Origin of the sequence: Streptomyces sp. NPDC092045, assembly GCF_044756005.1 — a bacterium.
Lineage (GTDB): Bacteria > Actinomycetota > Actinomycetes > Streptomycetales > Streptomycetaceae > Streptomyces.
The window spans coordinates 97,417-108,639 of the sequence record NZ_JBIVSC010000019.1 but is presented as its reverse complement, the minus strand read 5'-3'; the positions used below and the strand labels follow the sequence as shown (position 1 = coordinate 108,639).

Annotated in this window: 12 protein-coding genes and 1 pseudogene; 8 read left to right on the top strand and 5 right to left on the bottom strand. The window is 71.1% G+C overall.

The window, feature by feature from the left end; all coding sequences use genetic code 11:
• Nucleotides 1-217 precede the first annotated feature (217 nt).
• The 3 genes and pseudogenes from ACIQKA_RS29570 to ACIQKA_RS29560 form a co-directional block, all read right to left on the bottom strand.
• Nucleotides 218-1,570, bottom strand: a pseudogene (locus ACIQKA_RS29570) (Helicase associated domain protein); the annotation flags it as partial.
• A gap of 67 nt (nucleotides 1,571-1,637) precedes the next feature.
• A complete protein-coding gene (locus ACIQKA_RS29565) occupies nucleotides 1,638-1,880 on the bottom strand; it encodes a hypothetical protein (protein WP_402542930.1) in 243 nt (80 codons plus the stop codon).
• 129 nt (nucleotides 1,881-2,009) lie between these two features.
• The gene (locus ACIQKA_RS29560) at nucleotides 2,010-2,585 is read right to left on the bottom strand and encodes a helix-turn-helix domain-containing protein (protein ID WP_383152141.1); all 576 of its coding nucleotides are present in this window, start codon (nucleotides 2,583-2,585) and stop codon (nucleotides 2,010-2,012) included.
• A gap of 120 nt (nucleotides 2,586-2,705) precedes the next feature.
• Between ACIQKA_RS29560 and ACIQKA_RS29555 the strand changes: the two genes are divergently transcribed.
• The 7 genes from ACIQKA_RS29555 to ACIQKA_RS29525 all read left to right on the top strand — a co-directional run bounded on the left by ACIQKA_RS29555 (nucleotide 2,706) and on the right by ACIQKA_RS29525 (nucleotide 7,820).
• The gene (locus ACIQKA_RS29555) at nucleotides 2,706-3,542 is read left to right on the top strand and encodes an EamA family transporter (protein WP_402542929.1); all 837 of its coding nucleotides are present in this window, start codon (nucleotides 2,706-2,708) and stop codon (nucleotides 3,540-3,542) included.
• 30 nt (nucleotides 3,543-3,572) lie between these two features.
• The gene (locus tag ACIQKA_RS29550; RefSeq protein ID WP_391096903.1) at nucleotides 3,573-4,283 is read left to right on the top strand and encodes a phenylalanine--tRNA ligase beta subunit-related protein; all 711 of its coding nucleotides are present in this window, start codon (nucleotides 3,573-3,575) and stop codon (nucleotides 4,281-4,283) included.
• 78 nt (nucleotides 4,284-4,361) lie between these two features.
• Entirely contained in the window at nucleotides 4,362-5,261 is a 900-nt protein-coding gene (locus ACIQKA_RS29545; RefSeq protein ID WP_402542928.1) for a dihydrodipicolinate synthase family protein, read from the top strand.
• A 90-nt stretch (nucleotides 5,262-5,351) separates the two neighbouring features.
• A complete protein-coding gene (locus tag ACIQKA_RS29540; protein ID WP_402542927.1) occupies nucleotides 5,352-6,656 on the top strand; it encodes an MFS transporter in 1,305 nt (434 codons plus the stop codon).
• The gene (locus ACIQKA_RS29535; protein WP_402542939.1) at nucleotides 6,653-6,985 is read left to right on the top strand and encodes a peptidase inhibitor family I36 protein; all 333 of its coding nucleotides are present in this window, start codon (nucleotides 6,653-6,655) and stop codon (nucleotides 6,983-6,985) included. Before ACIQKA_RS29540 ends, ACIQKA_RS29535 begins: the two co-directional genes overlap by 4 nt.
• A 183-nt stretch (nucleotides 6,986-7,168) precedes the next feature.
• The gene (locus tag ACIQKA_RS29530) at nucleotides 7,169-7,297 is read left to right on the top strand and encodes a hypothetical protein (RefSeq protein ID WP_391096906.1); all 129 of its coding nucleotides are present in this window, start codon (nucleotides 7,169-7,171) and stop codon (nucleotides 7,295-7,297) included.
• Nucleotides 7,298-7,388: 91 nt separating this feature from the next.
• Nucleotides 7,389-7,820, top strand: coding sequence for a hypothetical protein (locus tag ACIQKA_RS29525; protein ID WP_402542926.1), 432 nt, complete (start codon nucleotides 7,389-7,391; stop codon nucleotides 7,818-7,820).
• On the opposite strand, the gene ACIQKA_RS29520 is transcribed toward ACIQKA_RS29525, so the two are convergent.
• The gene (locus ACIQKA_RS29520) at nucleotides 7,795-8,943 is read right to left on the bottom strand and encodes an IS630 family transposase (protein WP_402542925.1); all 1,149 of its coding nucleotides are present in this window, start codon (nucleotides 8,941-8,943) and stop codon (nucleotides 7,795-7,797) included. The two genes, ACIQKA_RS29525 and ACIQKA_RS29520, sit on opposite strands and share 26 nt — an antisense overlap.
• Before the next feature lie 232 nt (nucleotides 8,944-9,175).
• Between ACIQKA_RS29520 and ACIQKA_RS29515 the strand changes: the two genes are divergently transcribed.
• The gene (locus ACIQKA_RS29515; RefSeq protein ID WP_402542924.1) at nucleotides 9,176-10,183 is read left to right on the top strand and encodes a pyridoxal-phosphate dependent enzyme; all 1,008 of its coding nucleotides are present in this window, start codon (nucleotides 9,176-9,178) and stop codon (nucleotides 10,181-10,183) included.
• 319 nt (nucleotides 10,184-10,502) lie between these two features.
• Here ACIQKA_RS29515 and ACIQKA_RS29510 read toward each other — a convergent pair whose 3' ends face one another.
• Nucleotides 10,503-11,093 (bottom strand): alpha/beta fold hydrolase, encoded by a 591-nt coding sequence (locus tag ACIQKA_RS29510; protein WP_402542938.1) that lies wholly within the window; start codon nucleotides 11,091-11,093, stop codon nucleotides 10,503-10,505.
• Nucleotides 11,094-11,223: the final 130 nt, after the last annotated feature.

The window sequence follows — 11,223 nt, the reverse complement described above, 5'->3', positions numbered from 1 at the left end:
TCAGCACCGCCCGGTCGTCCGAACGAGGCCGTCCCGCGGTCCCCGAACTCGGCAGCAACCGCGACAGCACAGCCCATTCGGCATCCGAAAGCTCACGACGACGCACCACGACAAGCATGATCCCCCATCACATGATCACCTTTGAAGACGCCCCCTAGGGCGTGTGTCGAAAGTAGCGCCGTCTGCCCGGAGGGCAGGCGGGACTTTCGACACACGCCCTAGTCGCACACGGGGCTGCCGGGGCGGGAGCGGGAGCCTGGTCGGGTTGTACGCCCAGCTTCGCCAGCCGCTCCTGCTGCTCGGGGAGGAGCTGTGCCCGGGTGCCCGGGTTCTTCTGCCGCTGAAGCCACCGTCCGATGCCGTCGCCCTCGGACAGCACTCCGGGGGCGATGGCCGGCGAGACACCGTTGGCGTCGACCAGGTCCGCCAGAACCCGATAGTGGCGCTGCCAGTCCAGCGGCCACGGGCAATCCCATTTCTCGTCGATCCCGGCGAGCTGCGCGGCCCGGGCGGCCGCGACGTCCTCGTCCTTCCCCAGCCCGTTCTTCGTGCCCTTACGGCGGAGGCTGGCCATGTGCTGCCCGATGGGCACCATCGCGTCTTGGCCTCACGCCGCGTCCTGCCGGGGCGCGAGGTGCCTGGTGGTCCGCCGGTAGGACCGCAGGACGGCGAGCTTGTTCTCCCAGGCTTCCTCGCCCGGCTCCCAGACCATCCCGGCCTCCGGTGCGTCCGGCAGCACCTTGCACCGCTCCTCCAGCTCACCCGCGCGCAGCGCCTTGCGCTGCTGACGCGCCCACCGGCCGAGCGGGAAGTCCTTGGTGGCACCGATCTCGACCTCGGCGTCATACGGGACGGCAGGCAGGCCGATGATCTCATTTTCCGCGCGCCAGCAGAGCAGGGCCTGATAGTCCTCTAGTCGCACCAGCGACTCCGGCCGGTAGACCCGGGTCCGCAGGAATACCGCGATCGTCACCGGGTCCCGGGGAGGGGAGAAGTGCAGTAGCGCCGATTCGACAGCGACGTCGGTCTCGTCCTGCTCCTGGTCCTCGCCGTCGCTCTCGTCGTCGGCCTTGATGATCCACCCGTTCTCATTGCGTCGGAGTGGACCTTGCGCTTATCGCTGGTGGGCGCCCGGGAGGCGAGCTGTTCGATCAGGAGTTCTTCATGCGAATGCAAGCCTTGGAGCACGGCCACGAGCGGCTTAAAGCTGGCGGAGGCGACCATGCCCTCAAGGTCCTCGCCGGGCCGCAGGAAGATGAGCACGATGATGCGGGCGACCTTGGTGGTGCCGTCGCGGTTGAGCCGGAGTGCCTGGCCGATGTTCTGGACGATCTCCACCTGTGAGTCGCGGGTGTCGGCGAAGCAGATCGAGTCCACCCTCCCGCTCGCCGGTGACGTCCACGCCCTCGCCGAGCACGCGAACGCTGGCGAGGAACGCGCGGTGTACGCGCCGGCCTGTGGCGTCGATGCCGTTCGCGAACCGGCGCAGTACCTCACGCCGTTCGGCCATGAGGTGGTCGCCGCACAGCCACGCCGACCACACCTGCTCCGGCGGGACGCGGCGGCCGGCCCGACCGACCCCACACCGTCCGAGAGCTGAACTCCGATCGGTCCGGCCCGTATGCGGGCCGGACTGTTCAGGTCACCTGCGGGCCGCCCTCGTAGGTCCGGTTCTTCACCGGGCTCGTCTCGCCGTTGCTGGTGGCGGTGAAGGTGAGGACGGCGCTGGCCTGGCCGTACAGCCCGAGCCACTCCGTGAACTTCACGTCGGCAGTCTCCGCCTTGGCCTGGACGCCGAGGATGGCCGGCCCGCCCGGACGGAAGCGGAGCTCCGTCTCGTACTCGTACTTGACGTCCTGGTCCTCGAGGACCGTGTTCACGGTGGTGGCCTTCCTGCACTGATCGGGGCGCCCGGCGAGGGGGGGGCGAGGTGTGGCCCTGGCCGTGCGAGCTTGCCGCCCTTTCGCCGACAGGCGGGCAATACGGCCGTTCCAGGGGCCGTTGAGGTATCAGGCGGGGCCGGGGGGAAGGTGAACGGTCATGATCAGGTGGCAGGTCTGGGTGCCCGTGCCGCGGTAGGTGTGGGTGGTGTCGGCGTCGAAGGTGGCGGTCTGTCCGGCGGTGACGGGGTAGTCGGTGCCGTCGACGACGAGGACCATCTCGCCGGCGGTGACGCTCACGGTCTCGGTGACGCCCGCCTGGTGGGGGTGGCTGGGGTACTCCTCGCCGGGTTCCAGAGTCCAGCGCCAGACCTCGGTGGCCGTCGTTCCGCCGGTGGTCAGCATCAGCCGGGCCTCGCTGCCGCGCTCGCCCTTCCACAGGGGCATGACGGCGTCGGCGCTGACCACCCGCACGCGCTGTTCGGGACTGCCCTCCATCAGCGCGGAGACGGAGACGCCGAGGGTGTCGGCGAGGCGGACCAGGGTGGCGAAGTTGGGGTTGCCCTGGGCTTTCTCCAGTCCGACCAGGGCGCCTTTGCTGACCTTGGCGCGGCGGCCGAGTTCGTCCAGGGAGAGTCCCGCGCGGGTGCGGGCCGTGCGGACGTTGTGCGCGAGCGTCCGCAGTGCGGCCTCGGTCTCGGCCATCGGTTTCGTCCCTCCAGCAGCAGGTCGGTGTGCTGCACCCGTCGGTCGTTCGGTTGACGACCTGCGGTCGGTGCGTTGTACGGTGTAGTCGTTCCATTGATAGTAAGGGATGTACGTACCGTGATCGCTCTGCTGCTGGCCCTGGGCAGTTCCCTGGCCTACGGATGTGCCGACTTCCTCGGCGGCCTGGGCGCCCGTAAGGCCCACGTCCTGCGGACCGTGATGATCGCCGCGCCGGCCTCGCTCACCGTCGAGTTGCTGCTGTGGCCCGTCCTCGGCGCCTCCTTCGCCCCGGCCACCCTCGCCTGGGGCGCGGCCTCCGGCGTGGCGTCGGCCGCCGCCTTCGCCCTGCTCTACAGGACCCTGGCGATCGGCCCGATGAACGTGCTGTCGCCGATCACCGCGCTGATCTCCGCGATGCTGCCGGTCGGCGTCGGCCTGCTGCAGGGCGAGCACCTGGGCCTGGCGGGACTGATCGGCCTGCCGCTGGCGCTGGCGGCGGTGGTGCTGGTCAGCGCCGGGCACGGCGCGAAGTCGGCGCGGCCCTCGCGCAGCGCGCTGCTCCTGGCCTTCGGCGCCGGGGCCGCTATTGCCCTGCAGCTGGTCTTCCTGCACCAGGCGCCCTCCGACAGCGGCGTCGGACCGCTGATCGTCGGCCGCGCCGTGTCCTCCGCCGTCACCCTGGCCGCCGCGGGAGTGATGTTCCGGCGCCTGGGCCCGGAGAAGCCCGCGTACGGGATCTCGGCGGCGGCCGGCGTGCTGGACTCGGTGGCCAACCTGCTGTTCCTGCTCGCCGCCCGCAGCGGCGACCTGGCCGTCGTCGCCGTGATCACCGCCCTGTACCCGGCCGGCACCGTCCTGCTCGCCCGCGGCGTCCTGGCCGAGCGGATCCACCGCGGCCAGCTGATCGGCCTGGGCACCGCCGCCGCCGCCGTCAGCCTCCTCGCCCTCACCTGACCACACACCACCCCCGGAACGGACTCTCCAATGACCACTGACTTTCGCCTCGCCCCCGATGTCGCCGACGCCTTCCCCGACACGCGCATCGCCGTCGTCACCGCCACCGGCCTGCGCGGCCGCGAGCCGTGGCCGGCCACCACCGCCGCGCTGGAGGAACTGGAAGCCCTGCTCGCCGACGGCTCCTGGTCCCCGGCCGACGAGAACGACCCGCGCATCGAGGCGTGGCATGCCGTCTACCGCGCCTTCGGCACCAATCCCCGCCGCATCCGGCCCAGCGTCGACGCCCTGGGCCGCCGCCTGGCGAAGAAGGGGGCGTTGCCCCGGATCAACCCGGCCGTCGACTCCTACAACGCCGTCTCCGTCCGCCACGGCCTGCCCGCCGGCGCCTTCGACCTCGACCAGGTCACCGGCGACGTCGAGATCCGCTACGCCGACGGCAGCGAGAGCTTCACCCCGCTCGGCGAGCCCGGCACCGTCGAGACGCCCAAGCCCGGCGAGGTCATCTACACCGACACCACCGACGTCCTCACCCGGCACTGGAACCACCGCGACGCCCACCGCACCCGCGTCACCGAGGACTCCGTCCGTGTCGCCTTCGTCCTGGAGACCGTCGCCGCCACCCGCGACGAGCAGCTGCTCACGACCGCGGCCGGCGACCTGCAGGCCCTCCTGCAGCCGCACTGCGACAGCAGCACCGTGCACTACCTCAGCCCGGCCCATCCCGACGCCTCCGCCTGACCACCCCGGCCCGCCCAGCCGGCGGCAGGTCCACAGTCCGCCGCCGCAAGTCCACCCCACGCCCTTCGGAGGCCCGTCTTGTTCACCGGCCTGAGTGCCTTCCCGCTCACTCCCACACCCGGCAACGGCAACGTCGACGAGAAGGCGTACGCCGCGCTGGTCCAGCGGCTCGCCACTGCTGGCGTCGACTCCATCGGGGCACTGGGCTCCACCGGCTCCTACGCCTACCTGTCCCTTGAGGAACGCGCCCGCGTCGCCCGCCTCGCCATCGAGCACGCCGACGGCGTGCCGGTCATCGTCGGCATCGGGGCCCTGCGCACCCGCCAGGTCCTCCAGGCGGCCGAGGACGCGCAGAACGCCGGGGCGTCGGCCGTCCTGCTGGCGCCGGTGTCCTACCAGCCGCTGACCGAAGAGGACGTCTTCGGCCTGTTCGAGGAGGTCACCGCGAACCTGTCGGTCCCGCTGGTGATCTACGACAACCCCGGCACCACGCACTTCACCTTCACCGACGAGCTCTACACCCGCCTGGCCCGGCTGCCGCAGGTCGCCTCCATCAAGATCCCCGCCCTCCCTACCGATCCCGAGCAGGCCCGGGCCCGTGTCGAGCACCTGCGCCGGCTCCTGCCCGAGACGATGACCATCGGTATCAGCGGAGACCCCGCCGCGGCCCGCGGGCTGAACGCGGGATGCGACGCCTGGTACTCGGTGATCGGCGGCACCTTCCCCCAGTCGGCTCTCGCCCTCACCCGCGCGGCACAGGCCGGCCGGCACGAACAGGCCGAACAGGAGTCGCAGCGGCTCCAGCCCCTGTGGGACCTGTTCGTCCGGCACGGAGGCTCCCTGCGCGTCGTCGCCGCGGCCGCAGCCCACCTGGGCCTGACCGCCCACCGCAACCTCCCGCTGCCGCTGCGCGGCCTGGACGCCAAGGAACGCGCCCACCTCGCCACGGTGATCGAGCAGCTCCAGCTCCACACCTGACACCCTGCCGCCGCCCTCCCCACATGCGGGAGGGCAACGGCGTTTTGAACTTCCTTCCGCCCCCATTCCCCCGCAGGAGAACCCGCGGCCATGCACCCGCACACCGATGACTGCGTCGACGAGCCCGGCTGGGGCCCGCTGGCCCGCTACATCATCGCGGCAACCCTGGCCCGCACCTCCGACGGCGGCGCGGTCGTGGCCATCGTGCTGATGGTCACCGCCGGCGGCGGGCCGGGCTGGCTGGCCGGCGCCCTGGGCGCCTGCATCACCGCCCCCCACCTGCTCGGCCCCTTCGTAGCCCGCCGCCTGGACACCGCCCGCGACGGCCGTACCGTCATCGCCGCAGCCTCCCTCGCGCACGGCACAGCCTTGGCCGCCGCCGTCCTGCTCCACCCCCACACCCACCCCGCCGTCCCCGCCGCCCTGCTGGCCCTCTCCGGCCTGTTCGGGCCCCTGCTCACCGGAGGCATCAGCAGCCGCCTGCCCGCCATCGCCGGACACGGCCAGCGACGTCAGCGCCGTGCCCAGGGCTGGGACGTGGCCACCTACGGCATCAGCGGCACCGTCGGCCCCACCCTCGTCGCCGCCCTCGCCGCCTGGGCCTCACCCGCCACCGCCGCCCTCACCCTGGCCGCCGGCTGCTTCATCGCCGCCGCCGTCATCCGCTTCCTGCCCCACGCCCCGGCCCCCGGCAAGGCCGCGGACGTCCCCCGTCCGATCCGCACCCTCACCGGCATCCTCGCCTCCGGGCCCCTGCGCCGCACGCTGTATCTGACCGTGACCGTCGCCTTCAGCGTCGCCGCTCTGCCCATCGCCGCCGTCGCCGGCACCCCCGCCCTCGGCGTCAGCGCATCCGCGGCCGGACTCCTGACCGCCGCCTACGGACTGGGCAATCTCGCCGGATCCGCCGGCGTCATGATCCGGCCCTCCCGCGCGGAAGCGGACCGGCTCACCACCCGCCTTGCCGCCGTCGTCGGCGCCACCCTCCTGCTGACCGCCCTCGCCCCCTCCTTCCCGCTCGCCCTCGCCGCCTACGCCGCCGCCGGCATCGCCAACGCCTACTTCTTCGCCGCCACCCTCGCCGCCCGCAACGAATACGCCCCCGACAACGCACGCGGACAGATCTTCGTCTGGGTCGGCGCCCTGAAAATCACCGCAGGATCCGCCGGAACAGCAACAGCCGGCGCCCTCATCAGCACCAGCCTCCTCCTCCCCCTCTTCCTGGCCGCCTCCCTCACCCTCACCGCCACCCTGCTCTCCTCCGCCGAACGCCACCGCCGACGCGACCCGCGCCCTGACCTCCCGCCGCCCGAGGCCCCGCGGAGCGGGACCGCGAGCGAACACACGACCAGGGCTCCGGGCCCTGGCAGGACCGGCGGCCGTGCGTCGACCTGACGGGCGCCTGCACGCCGGGCTACCCGTGCCTCTACGACCACTGGGACTTCAACGCCATCGGCTCGGCACCGATCCTGCGCCTCGACGGCGACGTGGCGCACCTGGAGGAGTACAACTTCAACGACCGGGCCGGCACCCTGTACAACCGGACCACCGACATCGTGCGCATCTACCCGGACTGGAACTTCAAGGGCACTCCGATCACGCTCCTGCCGGGCGAGTCGACCAGCCTGAACAACGGCAACGCCGGCAACGACTCCGCCTCCTCCGTCCGCTGGCTCCGACCCGGCCCCTCACCCCGTAATCCCGCCCGGTTGTACGGGGCCTGACCCGACGACCCCGCACAACCGGGCGGGACCCCTGACCAGACGGACAGGGCAGGGCCCTTGGCATCAGCTCAGGATGCGTACCAGCAGGCGCCCGGGGGCCCTCCAACAGAATGTCTCGAGCATCGGGACGCCGGACAGGCAGTGTGCCCGTGGCCGCGCAGCGTTGTGGACGGCATGGGGCTGGTGGACCGGGCAGGTCCCGGCCTCGAGGAGCAGGCCGACCAGGTGGCGGAGGCGGTGCGCGAGCTCACGGACGCTCCAGCCGGATCCGACTGGAGCACGGCCGCCGCCGACGACACCCTAGTGCTCTGACCGGGAAGGTCCGCCGGGTTGAGTAGGCTCGGCCCGGCTGCGTTGGAAGAGGAGGGCAGGGATGACGCGGAGACCGTCGGTGGATGAGGCCGTGGGGCTGCTGGAGAGTGAACCGGGTCCCCGAGCCTTTGCCGATCCGGTCCCGGAAGACGTCTGGTTCGCCTTCCTTCGTTTCGGCCGTCAGCTGTTCCACGTCCCGGACACACCCGATGCCGACGGTCTTCTGTTCCAGTACGGGACCTATGCGTTCGACGGTCCTGCGATGTTCGTGCTGGACCTCACCCGACAGTTCGAGGTCTCCGACAGCGACGGTGATCACGACCACTACGTGCAGGTCCACTGCGAGCTCCGATACGGACTCACCCCTGCCCTGGAGGCCCTGGGAAGCTTCCGCTCGTGGTTCTTCCACGACGCCGGAGCAGACCTCGAAGAATGGGCCCGAGTGCTGACCGAACAGGCGGTGTGGACCACGATCCGCGAACTCAAGCCGGCCGAGCTCAGGGTGTACCAAGAGCGGGTGTAGCTGCTCGGGCCACCATCGTGGTGGGACGCCCTCCCCAACGGATGCCTTTCTCGCTTCTTATGCGGGCGCGTTCGCGTCGCTGGGCGGCGAGGACGTCGGGATGGCGGGCGTTGTTGTTGCGCCGGCGCAGGTAGGCGTGGAGAGCCCGGGTCTGGACGCTGTGGTTGGGGTGGTGGGAGTTGGCCAGGGTGAACTGCCGCAACGGCCCGAAGTGAGCCTCGATGGGGTTGGCCCAGGAGGCATAGGTCGGCGTGAAACAGAGCTCGACCTTCTTCCGGGCCGCCCACCTGCGGATTCTCCAGTTCAGGTGGGCGGAGAGATTGTCGAGGACGACGTAGATCGGGACGCTGTCGGGGCGGGCGGCGCGGATCGACCGCAGGGCTGACCAGGTGTGGTCGACGCCTTTGCGCCTTCGGTTGATGCCCCACAGCTCGTCGTCGCCAACCGAGTAGCAGCCGTGGAAGTAGGTAATCCCGTGGGCACGCCGATAAGTGGCCGGCAGTCGGTCGGGCTTGCGCTGCTCGGCCCAGCAGGAGCCAGCGGTGGGGCGGATGCCCAGGGGGCCGAATTCGTCGAAGGCGAAGGTGCGGTCGGGACGTTCGTTGATCACGTACTCGATGCGGACGAGCTTGGCGTCGAAGTCCGGATCCGGTGAATCCTTCCAGGTCTTCGCCCGCTGGAAGGAGATCCCTCGGCGGGCCAGGAGGCAGCGGAGGGCTTCACGGCCGATCTGGACCGGTCGGGGAATGTTGCGCCGCAGGTGATCAGCGAGTGTGCGGACCGACCAGCGGGTGAAGGGCTTGCCCAGTGCGGTCGGGCCGGTGGTGGCCGTCTGGACGACGAAGTCCTCGTCGTCACGATTGAGAAGGCGGGGACGGCCTCCCGCCCACTGAGCGTCCAGGCATGCGAGCCCGATCTCTTTGAACCGGTGGATCACATTACGGACGGTGTCCTCGTCCGCCTGCACCAGGCGCGCGATCACCGGAACCGAACTGCCGCCGGCCGAGGCCAGCATCATCGCTCGGCGAAACCGCACCGAGCTCGTGCTGCCCCGCCGAACGATCTGCTGAAGTTTCCGGCCCTCCTGCTCGGTCAGCCCGCGGACCCTGACCGGTAACGCCATACCCGTCTCCCCATGCCAGCCGACGTCGCCACATCCGACCGGCACAACGAGCAACCCGGCAAACCTTCCCGGTCAGAGCACCAGCGGTCGGCAAGTACGTCTACGACGAGGTGGCCCGGTCCGGCCGACTGCTGCTCGTCGACGGCTTCTTCGACGAACTGAACCGCTACGGATGAGGCGGTCCCACCCGTGCGACCGTCCGGTCGGACGGTCCGACCAGGAGGAGAACACCGTGACCGTCGTATCCGTCCCGCATGCCTTCAACGAGGAGGACCTGTACGTCGATCTCGGGCCGACGACCGGACACCCTCTGTTCCTCAAGTGCGAGGGTTTCAACTTCGCCGGCTCCATCGAGCTGAAGGCGGCGACCGAGAGGGTGGTGGCCGCCGAACGCAGCGGGGCCCTCACCGAGGAATCGACCCTCGTGGAGTCCTCCTCGGGTAACCCCGGCGTCGCGCTGAGCATGATCGCGGCCGGCGAGGGCTACCGCTTCCTCTGCGTCACCGACTCCCACTGCAACCTGACCACCCGCCTGATGACGGAAGCCCTGGGAAGCGACGTGCACGTCGTCTCCGACGAGGCCGGCAGCGGCAGCCTCCTCGGGGCACGGCTCACCCTCGTCCGCGCCCTGTGCGCCTCCGGCAACCGGTGCGTGTGGCTCAGCCAGTACACCCACGCCAACAACTGGAAGGCCCACTACCGCAGGACGGCCCCCGCCATCGCCCGCGCGTTCCCGCAGCTCGACGTCCTCTTCGTCGGAGTCGGCACCACGGGCACTCTGATGGGCTGCGCGCGGTTCTTCCGCGCCTGGAAGCCGTCCGTGCGCATCATCGCCGACAGCACGGGTTCCGCCATCTTCGGCGGCGTGCCGGGACGCCGGATGATTCCCGGCCTCGGCATGAGCATGAGGCCGCCACTGCTCGACGAGGCGTACGTGGACGAGGTGGTGTCCGTCGAGGAGGCGGACACCGTGCGCACCTGCCGCACGCTCGCCCGGCGCGGATTCCTCTTCGGAGGGTCCACCGGCACGGTCGTCAGCGGCGCGACCGGCTGGCGCGCCCGCCACGGCACCCGGAGGACCATCGCCGTCGCGATCGCCTCGGACCTCGGAGAGCGCTACCTCGACACGATCTACCAGTCCAACTGGGCACAGGCGCTCTACGGCGATGACGTCCTCCAGCCGGACGGGAGGACCGTCGATGCGGGCGGGGCCGGGAACGGAGTACGGCGGGCTGGATGACCACCGCACCGTACGGGATCCGGCTCACGACTTCGCCGCCGGTGTTCCCTCCCGCCGACACGGTTACCGACCGGAAGGACGCCCTCCACCACCTGACGGACGCATCGGCCGACTCGGTGCCGTACACCGACGAACGGGCACGGGGCACCGTGTCCCGGGAGTAACGTGACAGGACTGATCACCGCCTCGCTCCCGTTCTTCTGCGACTGCTCCCCGCGGCTGGCGGGGAGGAGTGCGCCTCCTCGTCAGGAGGACCGCATCCGATCCGTTCCTCGACGCCGCACTTCTCGACAGGCGGGACCGACGTGTCCAGTGCGGATCAGTCCCTCCACGGGGTCGGCGTGCCGGTCCATGAGCTGTCCTTCGAGAGCGGGGCGGGCAGCGAGGCAGGCCCGAGGAGGGCGATGGTCGCTCCGGCGGCGGCGCGGTGCCATCGGCGTGCGCCGCGGAGCATCGCGTGGCCGCCCCCGGGCATGCTCAGACCGAAGACCCGGGCGCCCACACTTCGGGCGTGCGTGAGGTACGACCAGGTGTCCACAGCCCGGGTGACGCGGTCGGTCTCATCGTGGAGCGCGATGAGGGTACGGCCGGCCAGGTGGGCGGTCGGCTTGCCCGGGGGACACCAGGGGGCGAGGGCGACGACGCCCGTGACCCGGGGGTTGCCGACAGCGCGCAGGGCGGCCCGGGCTCCCATGGAGTGGCCCACGAGCACGACGGGGACCGGTCCTGCGATCTCGCACAGTTCGGCCAGTGCGCGGTGGGTGTCCTCGATCGGATGGGCGTGCCGGTCGTTCCAGCCGCGGTGGCGGTGGCGGTGGCGGTGGCGGTGGCGGTGGCGGTGGCGGACGTGGCCGAGGAACACGTCGTCATGGACAGTGGCTCGCAGGATGGACGTCGCGAAGGGCCGCATGCGCACCGCGGGCAGGTTGAGGGCGGCGGTTCCAGGGCGTCGGCGCGGCCACCGTGGAGCAGGAGGACCGCGGCTCGGGCACGCCGGAGCGGGCGGTGACTGAAGACGGGGACCAGGGCGGGGCGCAGGC